Origin of the sequence: Marinovum algicola, assembly GCF_900109145.1 — a bacterium.
Classification (GTDB): domain Bacteria; phylum Pseudomonadota; class Alphaproteobacteria; order Rhodobacterales; family Rhodobacteraceae; genus Marinovum; species Marinovum algicola.
The window spans coordinates 1-17,447 of the sequence record NZ_FNYY01000034.1 but is presented as its reverse complement, the minus strand read 5'-3'; the positions used below and the strand labels follow the sequence as shown (position 1 = coordinate 17,447).

At 65.1% G+C, this 17,447-nt stretch carries 19 protein-coding genes and 1 tRNA gene; 5 read left to right on the top strand and 15 right to left on the bottom strand.

From position 1 onward, the window contains the following. Positions 1–5: 5 nt before the first annotated feature. Together BMW90_RS24655 and BMW90_RS24650 are read right to left on the bottom strand one after the other, a co-directional pair. Positions 6–1,751, bottom strand: coding sequence for a sugar phosphorylase (locus BMW90_RS24655; RefSeq protein ID WP_074840274.1), 1,746 nt, complete (start codon positions 1,749–1,751; stop codon positions 6–8). 235 nt (positions 1,752–1,986) lie between these two features. Continuing rightward, a tRNA-Trp gene (locus BMW90_RS24650) sits at positions 1,987–2,062 on the bottom strand. A 439-nt stretch (positions 2,063–2,501) separates the two neighbouring features. Between BMW90_RS24650 and BMW90_RS24645 the strand changes: the two genes are divergently transcribed. Next, positions 2,502–2,738, top strand: a complete 237-nt coding sequence (locus BMW90_RS24645; RefSeq protein WP_048532963.1) for a hypothetical protein — start codon at positions 2,502–2,504, stop codon at positions 2,736–2,738. 381 nt (positions 2,739–3,119) lie between these two features. Then, a complete protein-coding gene (locus tag BMW90_RS24640; RefSeq protein ID WP_074840272.1) occupies positions 3,120–3,770 on the top strand; it encodes a hypothetical protein in 651 nt (216 codons plus the stop codon). Between the two features lie 172 nt (positions 3,771–3,942). Here the strand turns inward: BMW90_RS24640 and rpsU are convergent, their stop codons facing one another. Next, a complete protein-coding gene (gene rpsU, locus BMW90_RS24635) occupies positions 3,943–4,149 on the bottom strand; it encodes a 30S ribosomal protein S21 (protein ID WP_005614280.1) in 207 nt (68 codons plus the stop codon). A gap of 309 nt (positions 4,150–4,458) precedes the next feature. Here rpsU and BMW90_RS24630 point away from each other — a divergent pair, with 309 nt between their 5' ends. From BMW90_RS24630 to BMW90_RS24620, 3 genes are read left to right on the top strand one after another with little or no spacing between them, the layout of a single operon-like run. Then, positions 4,459–5,151, top strand: coding sequence for a COQ9 family protein (locus BMW90_RS24630; RefSeq protein WP_048532966.1), 693 nt, complete (start codon positions 4,459–4,461; stop codon positions 5,149–5,151). Positions 5,152–5,161: 10 nt separating this feature from the next. Next, positions 5,162–6,148 (top strand): NAD(P)H-quinone oxidoreductase, encoded by a 987-nt coding sequence (locus BMW90_RS24625; RefSeq protein ID WP_074840270.1) that lies wholly within the window; start codon positions 5,162–5,164, stop codon positions 6,146–6,148. After that, positions 6,145–6,816: a class I SAM-dependent methyltransferase gene (locus tag BMW90_RS24620; RefSeq protein WP_048532969.1), complete on the top strand. Its 672-nt coding sequence runs from the start codon at positions 6,145–6,147 to the stop codon at positions 6,814–6,816. Before BMW90_RS24625 ends, BMW90_RS24620 begins: the two co-directional genes overlap by 4 nt. Positions 6,817–6,826: 10 nt before the next feature. Here BMW90_RS24620 and BMW90_RS24615 read toward each other — a convergent pair whose 3' ends face one another. The 12 genes from BMW90_RS24615 to BMW90_RS24560 all read right to left on the bottom strand — a co-directional run. Beyond that, entirely contained in the window at positions 6,827–7,438 is a 612-nt protein-coding gene (locus tag BMW90_RS24615; RefSeq protein WP_074840268.1) for a hypothetical protein, read from the bottom strand. 130 nt (positions 7,439–7,568) lie between these two features. Continuing rightward, positions 7,569–8,237, bottom strand: a complete 669-nt coding sequence (locus tag BMW90_RS24610; protein WP_074840266.1) for a phosphoribosylanthranilate isomerase — start codon at positions 8,235–8,237, stop codon at positions 7,569–7,571. A gap of 10 nt (positions 8,238–8,247) precedes the next feature. Beyond that, a complete protein-coding gene (locus BMW90_RS24605; protein WP_074840264.1) occupies positions 8,248–8,598 on the bottom strand; it encodes a LapA family protein in 351 nt (116 codons plus the stop codon). A 9-nt stretch (positions 8,599–8,607) separates the two neighbouring features. Then, positions 8,608–8,889 carry an integration host factor subunit beta gene (gene ihfB / locus BMW90_RS24600; protein WP_048533965.1) on the bottom strand — a complete coding sequence of 94 codons (282 nt, stop codon included), beginning with the start codon at positions 8,887–8,889 and terminating at the stop codon, positions 8,608–8,610. Positions 8,890–9,213: 324 nt separating this feature from the next. Further along, positions 9,214–10,893: a 30S ribosomal protein S1 gene (rpsA, locus tag BMW90_RS24595; RefSeq protein WP_048532974.1), complete on the bottom strand. Its 1,680-nt coding sequence runs from the start codon at positions 10,891–10,893 to the stop codon at positions 9,214–9,216. Between the two features lie 246 nt (positions 10,894–11,139). After that, positions 11,140–12,237, bottom strand: a complete 1,098-nt coding sequence (locus BMW90_RS24590; RefSeq protein WP_074840263.1) for a hypothetical protein — start codon at positions 12,235–12,237, stop codon at positions 11,140–11,142. A 4-nt stretch (positions 12,238–12,241) separates the two neighbouring features. Next, positions 12,242–13,240, bottom strand: coding sequence for an aldo/keto reductase (locus BMW90_RS24585; protein WP_074840261.1), 999 nt, complete (start codon positions 13,238–13,240; stop codon positions 12,242–12,244). Next, positions 13,237–13,854 (bottom strand): (d)CMP kinase, encoded by a 618-nt coding sequence (locus BMW90_RS24580; protein ID WP_074840259.1) that lies wholly within the window; start codon positions 13,852–13,854, stop codon positions 13,237–13,239. The genes BMW90_RS24585 and BMW90_RS24580 overlap by 4 nt, the downstream gene beginning before the upstream one ends. 26 nt (positions 13,855–13,880) lie before the next feature. After that, on the bottom strand, positions 13,881–15,230 hold the full coding sequence (aroA, locus tag BMW90_RS24575) for a 3-phosphoshikimate 1-carboxyvinyltransferase (protein ID WP_074840257.1): 1,350 nt from the start codon (positions 15,228–15,230) through the stop codon (positions 13,881–13,883). A 218-nt stretch (positions 15,231–15,448) separates the two neighbouring features. Beyond that, positions 15,449–16,162: a tRNA (guanine(46)-N(7))-methyltransferase TrmB gene (gene trmB, locus BMW90_RS24570; RefSeq protein ID WP_074840297.1), complete on the bottom strand. Its 714-nt coding sequence runs from the start codon at positions 16,160–16,162 to the stop codon at positions 15,449–15,451. 138 nt (positions 16,163–16,300) lie between these two features. Then, positions 16,301–16,921, bottom strand: a complete 621-nt coding sequence (locus BMW90_RS24565) for a DUF998 domain-containing protein (protein WP_048532980.1) — start codon at positions 16,919–16,921, stop codon at positions 16,301–16,303. 217 nt (positions 16,922–17,138) lie between these two features. Next, positions 17,139–17,447 (bottom strand): IS5/IS1182 family transposase (locus tag BMW90_RS24560; protein ID WP_074840255.1); only part of this gene is annotated, 309 nt, incomplete at its 5' end.

The window sequence follows — 17,447 nt, the reverse complement described above, 5'->3', positions numbered from 1 at the left end:
CCCCCCTACCAGCGGTTGGTGATCCAGCGGCATTGATAGGGTGCAAAGACGATATCTTCGCCGTTGGCGTCGATCTCTTCGCCTGTCAGCAGATCGAGCCAGGTCTCGCCTTCGATCAGGTTCACCGCCGTGGGCGAGACGCGCAACTCTTCGTCGCTGACATTGTGCAGCGCAAAGATCGACTGGTCGCGGTCGAGGCTCTGCCGCCAGAGGCCGAAAACACGTTCGTCCAGCGACAGGGTGAACTGGGTGGCATTGGGGTGGAAAGCCGTCTGCCGGGCACGCAGCTTCAGCCGCTCGGACATCCGCCGCAAGACCTCGGAGCTTGTACTCTCGGGATCGTCGAGCTTCTCCAATAGCGTCGGGTAATCCCAGCGATGCCGGTTGATCGCCCGGTTCATGCCGCGCCGCGCGACCGCCTCGTGATCGTTCGGTGTGGCCAGCATCGAATGGATATAGAAGGCCGGGATGCCTTCGAGCGACATGACGATGGTCTGGGAACAGAGGAAACGGTCGATGTGATGCTCGTCTTCGCCCTTGAAGGTGCGGCGCACCGCCTCGAAGAAGGCACAGTTCAGTTCGTAGGGCTCCTGGCCGCCGCCAGGCAGCGAGCGCATCGAGACCAGCCCGCCGGCGGCCTGCGCCGTCTCGATCATGCGTGCCTTTTCCTGCGCCGGCAACACGCCGTCCGCCGGGCGCATGCCGATGCCGTCATGGCTGGCGGTGAAGTTGAGATAGGCACAGCCCAGTTGCGCCGGCGGCATCGCGGTCTGCCAGCGGTGCAGAAAGCGGGCACTGCCGGATTGCATCGCATGCAGGATCAACGGCGGCAGCGGGAAGTTGTAGACAACATGCGCCTCATTGCGGTTGCCGAAATAGCTCAGGTTCTCGGTCCGGGGCACGTTGGTCTCGGTCAGGAGCACCACTGTCTCGGTGGCGAAATCGCACAGCAGCCGCATCAGCTGCACCACCGCATGGGTCTGGCGCAGGTGGATGCAGGAGGTGCCGATCTCCTTCCACAGGAAGGCCACCGCATCGAGCCGCAGGATGCGCACGCCATTGTCGATATGCAGGCGAATGATCCGCAGCATCTCGATCAGCACCTCGGGATTGCGGAAATCGAGATCGACCTGATCGTGGCTGAAGGTGCACCAGACATGGCGCGGGCCTTGCGGCGTCTCGATCTCCTGCAACAGCGGCGTGGTGCGCGGGCGGACCACTTCGTTCAGGTCGTCCTCGGGGCTGGCCTCGAAGAAATAGCGATCATAGGGCGCCTGCCCCTGCCGATAGGCATTGAACCAGGGACCTTGCGAAGAGACATGGTTCAGCACCAGATCGGACATCAGATGGAATTCATCGGCGATGCGCCGGATATCGGCCCAGCCGCCCAGTTCGGGATTGACCGCGCGATAATCGGTGACGGCAAAACCGTCGTCGGAGGTATAGGGAAAGAACGGCAGGATATGCACGCCGTTGACCACGCCCTTCATCTTGCGCAGCAGGAAATCATGCAGCAGGTCGAGCGGCTTGTGCTGACCGTCGACGATCGAATTTCCATAGGTGATCAGCACCGCGTCATGTTCCGACCAGAGCTTGTTCGACGGCACCCGGCCGCGTTTGCGGCGGTGGGCGTCGTCGGGCCAGAAGGCCTCGATGATCTGGCTCGATAGGATATGCGCGTCGAGATCGGGATAGATTTCCTGGACCAGCTTGGTCAGTCGGGTGGAGAATGTGGCGGAGGGGGACGCCATGCGCTGGTGATCTCCTCTTGATTACCTCGGGCGGTCAGCCTTTGCCGAGGATTGACGCCCTTCGGCCGGGTGGAGTCAATTCCGGCGCCAAGAGACCGCAACCTGAGCGGGCAATGTCGCGGCAATTCCTTCGCGCTGCTCAGATTTTCAGCGTAGTGGCCGCTCCGGTCGAGTGCAAGCCAACGCCTGGCGCACTGCGCTCGGACCGGTCCGCGCATCGCATGTCATGGGAAATTGGCAGGGGCAGCAGGGTTCGAACCCGCGACCTACGGTTTTGGAGACCGTCGCTCTACCAGCTGAGCTATACCCCTGTGGCCGGGTGACCGGATACTACCGGCGAGATTCGAAATCAACCCCGATTTTTCCGCCGGAGACCCGCGAGACCGACAATATGTAACGTGCCGACGCTCACTTTCCGTCGCTGCGCGTCACCGCGCCGTGAGAAGTTATTTCAGAATTCCATGTGCATGAGTGCACAAATAATGTTTACGCCTCATGACAGCCGGCTTTCCGGCCTTTCGGTTCACGCTCCGGTCTCCCGTCTGTGCCACCAGATCGTGAAAAACCGCTTGTTTTCACCCCCTTGGAAGCCGTTGTGCAAGTTTCAAGTCCACAAGTTGGTGAGCCGGCGTGAGCCAGAGCGTGATTTGAGAACCGCCGCGGCATCCCCCAGTTTGATTGGTGTCGGAGGCGACCACCGACTTCGAACAGAAACGCCCAGACGGGCACCATTGAACTGAGGAAACGACAATGAAAAACATCATCGCAATCACCGCTCTCGTTCTGGCAGGGGCTGCCACCACCGCATCGGCTGCAACCGTGGCCAACTCCGTGGCAGAACGCACCATCCAGCAATACGCGCCGAACGCTGACCTGTCGCAACTCTCCGAGCGCCAGATCCTCGTCATCCTGAACGCGATCAACTCCGATGAATCGCGCAGCGAAGTCACCTCGACCGTGCGCTCGCTGGTCAACAACGCAGGCTGACCCCCTGCCCTCGATTGCCGTTCTGCCGGAACTCCCCCGGCAGAACAGCCCCAAAAACCGGCCCCTCGGGCCGGTTTTCTAGTTTCGGGATACTGGTTTAGCCCGGCCTCGGGTTGCCCGTCCGAACGCTACAGGTCTCTTGCCAAAACTAATCTGTATCGCAATGGTGAGAGCATCGTTTCCTTTCAAAATCAGCGCATTACCCCTGTCTAGTGCAGATACTGAACACGGCCACAAACATTTTGTTTACCGGGCTTTGGCGGCATTTGCATTGAGACCGGCGCCGAGCGCGCCAGTTCGTGGTGGGCTGGTGGCACTCAACGGCCGCCAAACGAGTAACCAAGTTCCGGTCCTCTGGGCCGTTTACCGAAAGGACAAGACATGAAACGCATTCTCTACGCAAGCGCCATCGTTCTCGCCGGTGCGTCCGGTGCGACCGCCGCCACCATCGAAGCGACCGAGCAGAACCTGCTGGCGATTCAGAATTTCGTGCCCGAAGCAACCATGGCCGACCTTCAGGCCATGACCGATACCGAAATCCGGGTGATCCTGAACGCGATCAGCTCGGGCGACTCGGGCAGCAACAAGGCTTCGACCGTGCGCTCGCTGTTCGAAGACTCCAGCGCAATGGATATGGACAGCATGGCGACCAGCGAATTCGCCAACGAGACCAACCTGGCCAAAATTCAGGCGTATGTGCCCGAGGCCACATTGGCGGATCTCCAGGCGATGGAAAACGAACAGATCGCCGGCATCCTGAATACCATCTCGTCCGGTGAAGATGGCGGGGACAAACGCTCCACCGTGCGCGCGCTCTTCGAGGGCGACGACTCGATGATGATGAACGCCGAAGCGACGAGCGATTTCGTCAACCAGACCAACCTGGCAAGGATTCGGACCTTTGCGCCCGAGGTCACGCTTGCCGATCTCGCGCGCATCGGTGACGAGGAAGTCGCCGTGATCCTGAACATCCTGTCCAGCGACGCAAGCGAAGGCGACAAACGCCAACGCATTCAGGCGCGTTTCGAATAACGCCAGCCATATTGCGCCCGGCGCCTGACGCCCGGGCATTGAGCAAGGGCCGGCCTCCCGACGGAGGCCGGCCCTTTGCGTCTGCGTCCAGCCGCGCCAAGCACCGGACAAAGAAAAACCCCCGAAGCGCACGCCCGGGGGTCCAATTCTCTTGTGTCCAAAGCTGGGTTGCTCAGAGCAAACCTTCGCGCTGGGCTTTCTTGCGCGCCAGTTTCCGGGCACGGCGGATCGCTTCAGCTTTCTCGCGCGCTTTTTTCTCGGACGGCTTCTCGAAATGTTGCTTGAGCTTCATTTCGCGGAATACGCCTTCACGCTGCAGCTTTTTCTTCAGGGCACGAAGCGCCTGATCGACATTGTTGTCGCGAACACTAACCTGCATGTGGTTTTCACCACCTTTCTAAGTTTGAGTTGCAAGGAAATTGCAGGAAGTCGCCATATAACAAGCCCACCCCGCTTTGTCCAGTGGCGCGGTGCCGCAGCCGCTGGCTGGCTTGCAGCAGGGAACAAGCCCCGCCCTCGCATGGTTGAGCCAGTCCCCGCCTGACGCGGGAAGAGGCCAATCCAGGTCAGCGGTCCGCCCGACACCGCCGCCGCCTGGCAGCGATGGCCAGTCCGGCCAAGCGGCGCAGGATGCGGCTTTCGCTGCCGCGCCGGGCGCGATAACCTCGGCCCGACAGGAGATCCAGAGATGACGCAAACCCCGGTGGAAGACAGGCTGTTGGCGGCAATGACCTCGCATGTGCCCTTTGACGGCTGGAGCGAACCCGCCTTTCGCGCAGCGATCGCGCAGAGCGAAGTCAACGAAACGGTGGCCCGCGCGCTTTATCCGCGCGGCGCGGTGGATCTGGCGCTGGCCTATCACCGCAAGGGCGACAGCGCGATGATCGCGCGGATCGAGCAGGCCGACCTCTCGGCGATGCGCTTTCGCGACCGCATCGCCTTTGCCGTTCGCGCCCGGCTCGAGGCGGTCGAGGACAGGGAACTGGTGCGGCGCGGGATGACGCTGTTTTCCCTGCCCAACCATGCGCCCGAAGGCGCCCGCGCGATCTGGAACACCGCCGATGCGATCTGGACCGCGCTTGGCGACACATCAGACGACGTCAACTGGTACACCAAGCGGGCCACGCTGAGCGCGGTCTACAGCGCCACGGTGCTCTACTGGCTGGGCGACGACACGCCCGACCACCATGCGACCTGGGAGTTTCTCGACCGCAGAATCGACAACGTGATGCAGGTCGAGAAGGTCAAGGCGCAGGCCCGCGGCAACCCGGTACTGTCCAAGCTCATGGCCGGACCGGATATGCTGCTGTCGCGCCTGCGGGCGCCGAAACCGCCGTCAGGCTTTCCCGGGCGCTGGCGGCCACAAGATACCGAACATTGAGGGACACGAGATGACCAAGATGATGCAGGCGGTGGAAATCACCGCCCCCGGCGGACCGGATGTTCTCCAACTCACCGAGCGCCCGGTGCCGGAACCGAGCCCCAACGAGGTGGTGATCCGCGTGGCCTGGGCCGGGGTCAACCGTCCCGACGCGCTGCAACGCGCCGGCTCTTACGCGCCGCCGCCCTCGGCCAGCGACCTGCCAGGTCTCGAGGCTTCGGGCGAAATCGTGGCCATCGGCACCAATGTCAGCGACTGGGAGGTGGGCGACCGCGTCTGCGCGCTGCTGCCCGGGGGCGGCTATGCCGAATACGTGGCGACACCGGCCGCACACTGCCTACCGATCCCAAAGGGTATGGAGCTGAAACAGGCCGCCTGTCTGCCGGAGACCTATTTCACGGTCTGGTCGAATGTCTTTCGGCGCGGCGGCTTGCAGGCCGGCGAGCGGTTTCTCGTGCACGGCGGCTCTTCCGGCATCGGTACGACGGCGATCCAGCTGGCGCAGCACTTTGGCGCGCGGGTCTTTGCCACCGCCGGATCGGCCGAGAAATGCCGCGCCTGCGCCGATCTGGGTGCCGAACGGGCGATCAACTATCGCGAAGAGGATTTTGTCGAGGTGCTGCGCGCCGAGGGCGGGGCCGACCTGATCCTCGACATGGTGGGCGGCCCCTACATCGTGCGCAATCTCAAGAGCCTGGCCGAGGACGGGAGGCTGGTGCAGATCGCCTTTCTGCAAGGGCCCAAGACCGAGGTCAACTTTGCGCCGCTGATGACGCGCCGGCTCACGATCACCGGTTCGACCCTGCGGCCGCAGAGCGATCTGGCCAAGGCGCGGATTGCCGAGGACCTGCGCCGCGAGGTCTGGCCGCTTCTGGACACCGGCCGCATCGGCCCGGTGATGGACAGCGATTTTGCCCTGGCCGACGCCGCCGCCGCCCATGCCCGGATGGAGGCCGGCGGCCATATCGGCAAGATCGTCTTGCAGGTTGCCGGATGAGCGACGACCAGCCCGAGCGCATGACGCCGCTCACGCTGTTGCAAGAGCACGCAGTGCGCGACAGCTTCGAAACCTTTCGCGAGGCGATGACCGGCGCCATGCTGTTTCCGCGCAAGGCGGGGCTGAGGAAATATTGTGCCAAGCAGGCCTTGGCCACCCATGGCGCCCGCAGGCTCTATGCCGAGTTCGGCGTCTGGCGCGGCCATGGCGTCAACCTCTTCGCCCGGATGCTGGAGCCCGAGGGCGGCCATGTGACCGGCTTCGACAGCTTCGAGGGGCTGGAAGAGGATTGGACCGGACATTCCCGGGGTGGCGAGGCCGGGCGCTACAATCTCGACGGCGTGCTGCCGGAAGTGCGCAGCAACGTGACGCTCGTCAAGGGCTGGGTGCAGGACACCGTGCCGGGCTGGCTGGTGCAGCAGGGCGAAACGCCTTTCGCCCTGGCGCATTTCGATATGGACACCTATACGCCCACCGCCTTCGTGCTCGCGCAGATCAGGCCGCGGCTGGTGGCGGGCTCGGTGCTGCTCTTCGACGAGCTCTACGGCTATCCCGGCTGGCGCCACCATGAATACAAGGCCCTGCGCGAAGCGCTGCCCGAAGACAGCTATCGCTTTGTCGGCTTTTCCGAACAGGCCGTCGCGATCGAGATGACGCGCGCGCTGTGAGGCACCCGGGTCAGGCCAGGGCGGCGCGGGTCACTTCCTGGCCTTGGGTCTGGCGGCGAAATGCGGTCCAGACCACGATGCCCACCTGGGGTTCGATCAGCGCGATCAGCGCCGCCAGACGGCCCGATATCCGGCGCCGCCGCGAAAGCCCCATCCGACGCAGGAAGAACCGCACCTCGACCGACGACAGCGGCGCGGCGGCGGCATCCTCGACCGTGACATCGAATCGCGCGCGGCCCATCAGCAGATTGCGGCAGAGCGCCCGGATCTCGGCCCGCCGTTTCCGCAAGGCGTCACAGGCGGCCCAGGCCTCTCTGGCGCAGGCAAAGGCCTGCGCCGGATCATGCGCCACCGCGTGAAACGCCAGCGGCCGCTGGATGTGCTTGACCAGCCAGATCATCTGGCCGTCATCGGTCACGCCGCGCCGGGCAAACATCATGCCGCTTTCGGAGAACACGCAATAGGACATGTCCACAAACATCCGCACCCAGAGCTCTGATTGCCAGTCCATGTCGCCGGGCGTGGCCTGAAACCCCGGATAGCCGGCCGGGAGCAGCCTGCGCTCGACCGCGAGCCGCGCCCGGCGGGCTGCGGCCTTGTTGGCCTTGAAAAATCTTTGCATTTTATCACCTCGAAATATCATGCGCCGGCCGCCGGGAATGAACGGGTAATTCCGTTCAGGCCGCCTGCGCATGGAGATCATGCAAGACTTGGTGAAAATAATCCAGTCAGGGATTCCCGACCGTGCCCGCCTAGCGCAGCTTGGGCGGCACGTTTCGGGGCGCATTGGCGGCGCGGACAAAGGCGGCCATCTTTTCGGCATCCTTGATACCCGGCGCGCTTTCCACGCCGCTGGCCACGTCGACCTGGGTCGCCCCGGTCATGGCGATGGCGTCGCCCACATTGTCGGGCGTCAGCCCGCCCGCCAGCATCCAGGGCACCGGCCAGCGCCGCCCGGCGATCAGCCGCCAGTCAAAGGTCAGCCCGTTGCCGCCTGGCAATTCAGCGTTCTTCGGCGGCTTGGCATCCACCAGAAGCTGATCGGCGACCCGGCCGTAAGCCTCCAGCGGCGGCAGGTCCTCCGCATCGGCCACGCCCAGCACCTTGATCACCGGCAGGCCGTAGCGCGCCTTGATCTCGGTCACCCGCTCGGGGCTCTCCTGCCCGTGCAGCTGAATCATATCGAGCGGCATGCCGCCGGTGATGGCATCAAGCAGCGCGTTGTCGGGGTTCACCACCAGAACGACCTTGGCGATCCCCGGCGGCACATCCAACGCCAGTTGCCCGGCGCTGGGAATGTCGAGGTAGCGGGGCGATTTCGGAAAGAAGTTGAAGCCGAGGTAATTGGCTCCGGCCGCGGCGGCGGCGGCCACGTCCTGCGGCCGTGTCAGGCCACAAATCTTGGTGCGGACATCGTTCATGCGCGGTCGGTCAGCTTGCCTCGTCGAGCAGGGCAAGCACCTCGTCCTCGCCCGCATGCTTCTCGGCCCGAAGACGCCGGAGCTGACGCTTGAGCTCCTTGATCTCGCGGTCCTTGCGGGCGCTTTCGGCGCGCTGCCTGAACTCGCGCAGCCATTCCCAGACAAAGCCGATCAACAGGCCGGCAGCCACCCCGGCAATGATCACCACAAAGAGCGGCAGATCGATCGCCTGGTTCATGCCGGCCAGCGCCGCCAGCCCCGAGGGCAGCAGCGTCAGGGTGACGATATCCCGGTTGGCCACGGCCACGGCAACCAGCGCCGGGGCCACGATCGCCAGAAAGGCGTATTTGATGTACCGCATGGTGTGACTTTACTTTCCGTTCAGACGATCCCGCAGCAGCTTGCCGGTCTTGAAGAACGGCACATGCTTTTCCTCGACTTCAACCGCTTCGCCGGTGCGCGGGTTGCGTCCGGTGCGCGCATCGCGTTTTTTCACCGAGAAGGCACCAAACCCCCGAAGTTCGACCCGATCGCCGCGCGACATGGCGCCGGTGATCTCTTCGAACACGGTGTTTACGATGCGCTCCACATCGCGTTGATAGAGGTGCGGGTTTTCATCCGCAAGTTTCTGGATCAGTTCTGATCTGATCATGTACGCCATCCCCCCTGAACCGGTCCGCGCGTGAAGTCTCACATTCGCGACTATAGATAGATTGTCGTGTTTCGCAAACATGCGCGAGGGGCAAACTCCCTGAAAATTCGCGATTTTTTTGCATTCCGGGGCGGCCGCGCGCACAAACGGGCGGCAAATCGGCAGCAGTTGGGGATTGCCGGCCTGTCAACCCTGACCTTTGATTCGCTGCGATTTTTCGCGCAGGCGCCTGGCCGGGCCCGGCCCGTGGCACCGCCGAAGGGGGCAAAGAAAAAGCCCCGGCGCAAGGCACCGGGGCTTTCCGAGTTCGGATCAGCGCGAGGCTTACTCGTCGCCGCCCTTCAGGGCCGCGCCGAGGATGTCGCCCAGCGATGCGCCGGAGTCGGAGGAACCATACTGCTGCACGGCCTCTTTCTCTTCGGCGATCTCGCGTGCCTTGATCGACAGGCCGAGCCGACGGCTCTTGCTGTCGACGTTGGTGACGCGGACGTCGACCTTGTTGCCGACCGAGAAGCGCTCGGGGCGCTGTTCGGCACGGTCACGCGACAGGTCGGAGCGGCGGATGAAGGATTTCATGCCTTCGTATTCCACCTCGATGCCGCCATCCTCGATCGCCGTCACTTCGACGGTGATCACGGAGCCGCGCTTCACGCCGCCGATCGCATCGGCAAACTTGTCGCCGCCGACGTTCTTGATCGAGAGCGAGATGCGCTCCTTGTCGATGTCGACCTCGGAGACCACGGCCTGCACCACGTCGCCCTTGCGGTAGTTCTGGATCGCGTCTTCGCCACGCTCGTCCCAGGACAGGTCCGACAGGTGAACCATGCCGTCGATTTCGCCCGGCAGGCCAACGAACAGACCGAATTCGGTGATGTTCTTGACTTCGCCTTCGACGACGGTGCCTTCGGGGTGGGTTTCGGCAAAGACTTCCCAGGGGTTGCGCATCGTCTGCTTGAGGCCAAGCGAGACACGGCGTTTTGCCTGGTCGATCTCGAGCACCATGACTTCGACTTCCTGCGAGGTCGAAACGATCTTGCCGGGGTGCACGTTCTTCTTGGTCCAGGACATTTCCGAGACGTGAACGAGACCTTCGACACCGGGCTCCAGCTCAACAAATGCACCGTAGTCGGTGATGTTGGTGACGCGGCCCTGGTGCACCGATTCCAGCGGATACTTGGCGGCCACCAGATCCCACGGATCTTCCTGAAGCTGCTTCATGCCGAGCGAGATACGGTGGGTTTCCTTGTTGATCTTGATGACCTGGACCTTCACGGTCTCGCCGATCGACAGGATCTCCGAGGGGTGGTTCACACGACGCCATGCCATGTCGGTGACGTGCAGCAGGCCGTCCACACCACCCAGATCGACGAAGGCGCCGTATTCGGTGATGTTCTTGACCACGCCGTCGACCGCCTGACCTTCGGCCAGGTTGGCGATGACTTCGGCGCGCTGTTCGGCGCGGCTCTCTTCGAGGATCGCGCGACGCGAGACAACGATGTTGCCACGGCGACGGTCCATCTTGAGGATCTGGAAGGGCTGCTTCAGACCCATCAGCGGGCCGGCATCACGCACGGGGCGCACATCGACCTGCGAACCGGGCAGGAAGGCCACGGCGCCGCCGAGATCGACAGTGAAGCCACCTTTGACGCGGCCAAAGATCGCGCCTTCGACGCGCTGGTCGTCGGCATAGGCTTTTTCCAGGCGGTCCCAGGCTTCCTCGCGGCGGGCCATCTCGCGCGAGATGACGGCTTCGCCACGGGCGTTCTCAGCCGCGCGCAGGAAGACTTCGACTTCGTCGCCGACGGTGATGTCGGGCTGTTCGCCGGGGTTCGCGAATTCTTTCAGCTCGACGCGGCCTTCCATCTTGTAGCCGACGTCGATGATGGCCTGGCCCGCTTCGATCGCGATGACCTTGCCTTTGACGACAGAGCCCTCTTCGGGGGTGTCCATTTCGAAGCTTTCATTCAGGAGGGCTTCGAATTCCTCCATCGATGTGTTTGCCATGTGGCGGTTGGTTCCTTTTTCAAGTCACTATTCTGGCCGGGTGGTTGTCTCCACCGGTCTTACATGATGCGCCGCCTCTCGACGGAGCTTTGGTCACGCGGGCCTCCGCAAAACGAAAGAGGGCCGGAGAAATTGCCCGACCCTGCCCGATCTCTTGTTCTGCGGCGTTTATCGCCTTGTCGACGGGGCGTCCTTACACCTCTGCGCCCCGAGTTTCAAGGCCCTTCGCCAGCGCGGCCGGGCGGGTCAGCCCTGCCCGGGCAACCCGCGCAGCACCTCGGCCGCCACCGCCGCCTCGGGGTCCGGCACGGTGTCCTGCGGCACCTGATCGCGCTTGAGGCTTTTCCAGCCTGTGGTCAGGCTGCGGCAATGCAGAAACGACAGGTCGGCATGGGTCCGGCGGCGCAGGAAGGGCAACCGTTCCATCCCATGCACATCCCAGCTGAACCCGCCCAGCCGCCCCGAGGGCACCAGGCACCATTTCGGCGGACAGGGGCGCGGCGGCGCGGCTGTGTGGCTGTGATCGGCGTGGCTGAACGGCCCCTCCGCGCCGGGCGCCGGATAGACCCAATGCCCCGCCACCTGAACGAAGCCCAACCGCGCGGCGCAGGCGGCATCAAACACGCTCTCGCCCCGGGTCACGATCAGCTCGTCGACGTCGCAATTCAGCACCGCCCGGGCCTGCCCCAGAAAGCGCAGCCGCAGCACGTTGAACAGCGCCGTCTGCATGTATTTCTCGGTTCGGCGATAAGGCTTCCGCCCGACCGGCCCGTATTTGAACGGCACATCCAGCACCGTCAGCCGGGACAGCCCCACCCCCTCCAGCGCCGCGCGCAACTCGGCGATGCCGTAGGCGGTCGAGCCATTGTCCATCACGATCAGCGCCTCGAGCCCATGGGCGTCGCGGTGATAGCGCGCATGGGTCACCAGCCACTCGATGGGATTGTCGCGGGACATCACGAACGCCGTGTTCAGCCCGGCAAACTCCGCATGCGCGGCGCGGCTCACGCCGCTGGTGCCGGTCCAGCCCTGAAGCAGCACCGAAATCTCCGCGGGACAGTTCGGCGCATCCAGCTCGGCCACCTCATGGCGCGCATAGCGCCGCAACCGGCGGAATTTCAGCACCCGGTCATCGCCGCGAAACACCGCCTTGCGAAAGGCCGTGCGGAAATTGTTGAGCGGCGGACAGACCAGGAAAAGCCGCCCCTCCGACCAGATCGCATCATACCACAGCGTTTCACGGTCGAGCGCCGCGAGATAGCCCTCGGGCTGGTATTTCGCCGCCAGCACCGAGCTGCGCTGCATATGCGCGGGCAGGCGCAGGGAGGCGAAATCGCCGCTCATCGGCTCAGCAATACCGCTCGGGCCCGACGTATTGCCCGACGCTGTAGCGGTCGCCATGGGCCCAGCCCACCGGCAGCGCCTCTTCGATCCGGGCCAGATCCTCGGTCGAGAGCGCCAATTCGGTGCCGCGCACGCATTCGCGGAAATGCGCAACCGACCGGGTGCCGGGGATCGGAAGGATCTGCGAGCCCTGCGCGAGAAGCCAGGCAACCGCCAGCGCCGCCGCCGGTTCGCCCATGTCGGCCGCCAGGGCGCGGAACCGGTCGGTCGCGGCGATATTGGCCTCGTAGTTGGGCGAGAGAAATCGCGGATTGCTCTTCATCCAGGCCAATGTCGGCACCCGTTCGGCCTCGATCGGCCGGTCGGTGAGAAAGGCCCGGCCCAGCGGCGAAAAGGCCACCAGCGCGGTGCCCTGGCGGGCGCATTCCTGCACCAGACCCAGTTCGGGCGCGCGGGTCGCCAGCGAATATTCCGATTGCACCGCCGCCACCGGGGCCACGGCGGCCGCCCGCCGCAACGAGGCGGGCGCGATCTCGGAAAAGCCGAAACCCTTGATCTTGCCCTTGTCGCGCAGCGCGACCAGCGTCGCGGTCACCTCTTCGATCGGCCGGGCCTCTTCGCGCCGGTGCACGTAAAACAGATCGACCGCCTCGATCCCCATGCGCGACAGGCTGCGGTCGAGCTCGGCCTCCAGATGCTCCGGCGAATTGTCGAAACAGCGGTTGCCCGCGGCGTCCTTGGAAATCCCCGCCTTGGTGGCAATGTGGAACACCTCGCGCGCCGCACCGTTGCGGCGCAGATAGGCGCCGATCGCCTCTTCCGACCGGCCCATGCCATAGACGTTGGAGGTGTCGATATGGGTCACGCCCAACTCCATCGCCGCATCCAGAACCGCCCAGGAGTTTTCCTCGGTGGTCGGCCCGTAGAACTCGGCAAAGGACATGGCGCCCACCCCCATGGCCGAAACCTCGGCGCCGGCGATCTTGCGTGTGGGGCGGCTCATGTGCGGGCCTCCTGCCGGGCCCGGACCGCACCCAGCGCCGCGGCGATGGCGGCCTCGATGTCCATCGCGGTGGTGTCGATATGCACCGCATCCTCGGCCGGCTTCAGCGGCGCCTCGGCGCGGCCCATGTCGCGCTCGTCGCGGGCGCGGACATCGGCGAGCACCGTCTCCAGCGTGGTCTCGATGCCCTTGCCGGTCAGCTCCTTGAAGCGCCGCTCGGCGCGCACCTCGGCGCTGGCGATGACATAGAGCTTGGCCTCGGCCTCGGGGCAGATCACCGTTCCGATGTCGCGGCCATCCAGCACCGCCCCGCCATCGCGGCGGGCGAAGGCGCGCTGGAAATCCACCAGCGCCGCGCGGACATCGCCCAGCACCGCCACCTTCGAGGCCGCCTGAGCGACCTCGGGGGTGCGCAGGCTCGGATCGTCCAGCGCCTCGGCGGTCAAGGCCTGCGCCGCCGCCAGCGGGTCGGCGCCGTCCAGCACCTGGCGCCCAACCGCGCGATAGAGCAGCCCGGTGTCGAGGTGGGCATAGCCCAGCTGTCGCGCCAGCGCCTTGGAAATCGTGCCCTTGCCAGAGGCCGCCGGGCCGTCGACTGCAATGGTAAACGCCATGAATATTCGTCCTTTCCGCTGCCGGATTACGCCTCGCGGCGCACGTCGGCGCCAAGCTGTGCCATCAGAGGTTCGAAGATCGGGAAGGAGGTGGCGATCGGCGTGCCGTCATCCACCCGCACCGGCTGCCTGGTCGACATCCCCAGAACCATGAAGGACATGGCGATCCGGTGGTCGAGATGGCTGGCGCAGGTCGCCCCGCCGCTGACCGTTCCCGGCCCCTGCCCGGTCACACGCCACCAGTCCGGCCCGTCCTCGACCGTGACGCCACAGGCGCGCAGGCCGGTGGCCATCGCCTCGATCCGGTCGCTTTCCTTGACGCGCAGCTCCTTGACGCCGGTCATGTTGGTCACGCCGGTGGCATTGGCGGCCACGACCGACAGCACCGGGTATTCGTCGATCATGCTGGCGGCGCGCGCCGGCGGCACATCGATGCCTTTCATGTCGGGCGAATATTTCGCACGCAGATCGGCCACCGGTTCGCCGCCTTCCTCGCGCTGGTTCTCGTAGGTCAGATCGGCGCCCATCTCTTGCAGCGTGGTAAAGAGACCGGCGCGCGTCGGATTGAGCCCGATGCCCGGCACCAGCACGTCCGAGCCGGGGGTGATCAGCGCCGCGCAGACCGGGAAGGCCGCCGACGAGGGATCGCGCGGCACGGCGATCACCTGCGGCGTCAATTCGGGCTGGCCGGTCAGGGTGATGACCCGGCCTTCGTCGGTCTCTTCGGTGGTGATCTCGGCGCCGAAACCGGCCAGCATCCGCTCGGTGTGGTCGCGAGTGGCCTCCTTCTCGATCACCACGGTCTGGCCCGGCGCACACAGCCCGGCCAGCAGCACCGCGGATTTCACCTGCGCCGACGGCACCGGCACCTGATAACGCACCGGCACCGGCTCTGCCGCGCCCACCAGCGTCATCGGCAACCGCCCGCCGGAGCGGCCGACCGCCTGGCAGCCGAAGAGCGCCAGCGGATCGGTCACCCGCGCCATGGGCCGCTTGTTGAGGCTGGCGTCGCCGGTATAGGTGACCGAGATCGGCGAGGTCGCCGCCGCGCCCATGATCAGCCGCACGCCGGTGCCGGAATTGCCGCAATCGATCACCTGGTCGGGTTCGGCAAAGCCGCCGACACCGACGCCGTGCACATGCCAGGTGCCATCGTCATCGCGGATCACCTCGGCGCCGAAGGCACGCATCGCCTTGGCGGTGTCGAGCACGTCCTCGCCTTCGAGCAGCCCGGTCACCACGGTTTCGCCCACCGCCATGGCGCCCAGGATCAGCGAACGGTGCGAGATCGACTTGTCGCCGGGCACCTCGGCGACGCCGGACAGCGGGCCGCAGGGCGTGGAAATCATTGGAATGGGCGTGCCGTGGCCGGACATGGGCGGGTTCCTTCGTTATCGCTCGCGCCCTCATAGCAAGCGGGTTGAGGGGGGTCCATCCCGCGGCGGAAGCGCCCGGAGGAAAACTGCCCGTCGCCGCTGCGCCACCGTCCCCGGCCTGCCCCGGGCCCCCACCGCCGGGCCCGAGGGAGAGGCGCCGGATCAGGTCCGGCGCGCGCGGGGAAACCCCGCCAAGCCGCGTCGGCCATACAGCCCGCCTAGGTCTTCCGAAACGTCAGATAATGGGGCACCCGGCCCTCGCGCAGCGCCTTCTGCTCGTAGCGGGTGGAGATCCAGTCCTCCCAGGGCCGGCGCCAATCCTCGGGCCGCTCGGCCAGCCATTCGAAACCGTGCCGCGGCACCTGCTCCAGCGTCTGGCGCACGTAATCAGGGATATCGGTCGCGACGCGGAACTCCGCGCCGGGCTTCATCAGCGCCGACAGCGGCGCCAGATGCTCCGGCGTCACGAAGCGGCGGCGGTGATGGCGTTTCTTGGGCCAGGGATCGGGATAGAGCAGAAAGGCCTTGGAGACCGAACGCTCCGGCAGCACGTCAAACAGATCGCGGGCATCGCCGGGATGAATGCGCAGGTTGTCCACGCCGGCCTGCCGCACCTTACCAAGAAGCATGGCGACGCCGTTGATGTAGGGCTCGGCGCCGATGATGCCGACGTCGGGATTGGCGGCCGCCTGATGCACCAGATGCTCGCCGCCGCCGAAGCCGATCTCCAGCCAGAGATCGCGGCCGCCGAACAGCGCCCCGAGGTCCAGCGGCGCGCGGTCGGGGTTCTCGTCCCAGCCGACCGGGCCGGGCGACAGCGCGGCCAGGTCCTCGTCCAGATAGCGTTCCTGCGACTTGCGCAGGCCCTTGCCCTTGAACCGGCCGTAAAAATTGCGCCAGGGCGCGCCTGATGGGTGTTTTGTCTCGCTCATGGGGCGCGGGTTTAGCCGGGCTTGGCCATCGGCGCAACGGCCGCGCGGCGCCTTATCGACGCGGCGCACCCCGTCGAGCAAGCGCGGTGCCCCCGCGCCCTGCACCACCGCCCCCTTTCGGTCAGGTGTTGGCCGGCCCTAGCGGCAGAGCCGGTGAAACAGATGCGCCAGCGTCACCACCATCGCCATGGCAATCACCCCGAGGTAGCGTTCGTACAGCCCGTCGATCCCGGTTGGCAGGAAAAAGAACACCGGCGCGGAGACCAGCCAAAGCGCCGCCAGCGCCACCAGGATGCGGCCATGCGGGCCGCCGTGCCGTCCCGCGCCCCGGGCCATGCCGAGCGGCACCAGGAATTGCAGCACGCCCAGCGCATAAACCAGATAGACATGGATGACCGCCCCGTCCTTGTCCTGATCGCCGTATTCGTTCCGCGCGCCGACCAGAAAGACGATCAAGGCCAGCACCGCCAGCCCCACCAGCCCGAAGCTCCATCCCCGGCCGCCCGGATGCAGATGCGCGGCCACAAGTGCGGCGGCGATCAGCGCGGCGGCAAAGGCATAGATGCCGATATCCACGATGTATTCGTATTTGCCGGCGCCGAGATCGCTGATCGTGTCGGCGATCCAGTCATGATCGGGCACCACGAAATCGGCGATCAGGATGCTGACGGCAAAGATCACACAGCCCAGGCAGGCATAAAGGCTCAGCGCGGTCACAAAGCCGCGCCGGGCCTCGGGGTACAGGGTCTCGCGGGCCATCTGCATCGCCTTCTCTTTCCGGGTGCGGCACCGGAATGCGCCGCACCCGGAAAGAGGTAGACTGGGGCGGGGTGTTGTCGACCAGGGGGTCGGCGGCAATGACAAAGCCGGCTTTGCCCTGATGTCATCTCAGAATGATACGTAACTGCGGTTCTGTATAAAGTCTCGGCGCGGGCCCAGTGGACCGTAGCGTAAGTGCCTTGGCTAGGGTCAGGACTCATAGCCAGTAAATGACGAGTGCGGCGAGAGCGATGGCTGACAGGAAGACCTTCGGGCACCGGTCGTATCGGGTCGCCACACGCCGCCAATCCTTCAGCCTGCCGAACATGATTTCGATCCGATTGCGGCGTCTGTAGCGGCGCTTGTCGTACTTGACGGTTTTCTTGCGCTGCTTGCGACCGGGGATGCAGGCGCGTATCCCTTTGTCTTTCAACGCTTCTCGGAACCAGTCGGCGTCATACCCTCGATCTCCGAGCAGCCATTCCACCTTTGGCAAACTGCTCACCAAGGCGCGGGCACCGATATA

Coding starts and splice junctions, on each gene's coding strand:
- BMW90_RS24625 (WP_074840270.1), top strand. CDS start 5,162: ATGACCAAGATGATGCAGGCGGTGGAAATCACCGCCCCCGGCGGACCG.
- BMW90_RS24645 (WP_048532963.1), top strand. CDS start 2,502: ATGAAAAACATCATCGCAATCACCGCTCTCGTTCTGGCAGGGGCTGCC.
- BMW90_RS24630 (WP_048532966.1), top strand. CDS start 4,459: ATGACGCAAACCCCGGTGGAAGACAGGCTGTTGGCGGCAATGACCTCG.
- BMW90_RS24590 (WP_074840263.1), bottom strand. CDS start 12,237: ATGAGCGGCGATTTCGCCTCCCTGCGCCTGCCCGCGCATATGCAGCGC.
- aroA (WP_074840257.1), bottom strand. CDS start 15,230: ATGTCCGGCCACGGCACGCCCATTCCAATGATTTCCACGCCCTGCGGC.
- BMW90_RS24655 (WP_074840274.1), bottom strand. CDS start 1,751: ATGGCGTCCCCCTCCGCCACATTCTCCACCCGACTGACCAAGCTGGTC.
- BMW90_RS24640 (WP_074840272.1), top strand. CDS start 3,120: ATGAAACGCATTCTCTACGCAAGCGCCATCGTTCTCGCCGGTGCGTCC.
- BMW90_RS24565 (WP_048532980.1), bottom strand. CDS start 16,921: ATGGCCCGCGAGACCCTGTACCCCGAGGCCCGGCGCGGCTTTGTGACC.
- ihfB (WP_048533965.1), bottom strand. CDS start 8,889: ATGATCAGATCAGAACTGATCCAGAAACTTGCGGATGAAAACCCGCAC.
- BMW90_RS24605 (WP_074840264.1), bottom strand. CDS start 8,598: ATGCGGTACATCAAATACGCCTTTCTGGCGATCGTGGCCCCGGCGCTG.
- rpsU (WP_005614280.1), bottom strand. CDS start 4,149: ATGCAGGTTAGTGTTCGCGACAACAATGTCGATCAGGCGCTTCGTGCC.
- rpsA (WP_048532974.1), bottom strand. CDS start 10,893: ATGGCAAACACATCGATGGAGGAATTCGAAGCCCTCCTGAATGAAAGC.
- trmB (WP_074840297.1), bottom strand. CDS start 16,162: ATGAGCGAGACAAAACACCCATCAGGCGCGCCCTGGCGCAATTTTTAC.
- BMW90_RS24585 (WP_074840261.1), bottom strand. CDS start 13,240: ATGAGCCGCCCCACACGCAAGATCGCCGGCGCCGAGGTTTCGGCCATG.
- BMW90_RS24620 (WP_048532969.1), top strand. CDS start 6,145: ATGAGCGACGACCAGCCCGAGCGCATGACGCCGCTCACGCTGTTGCAA.
- BMW90_RS24610 (WP_074840266.1), bottom strand. CDS start 8,237: ATGAACGATGTCCGCACCAAGATTTGTGGCCTGACACGGCCGCAGGAC.
- BMW90_RS24615 (WP_074840268.1), bottom strand. CDS start 7,438: ATGCAAAGATTTTTCAAGGCCAACAAGGCCGCAGCCCGCCGGGCGCGG.
- BMW90_RS24580 (WP_074840259.1), bottom strand. CDS start 13,854: ATGGCGTTTACCATTGCAGTCGACGGCCCGGCGGCCTCTGGCAAGGGC.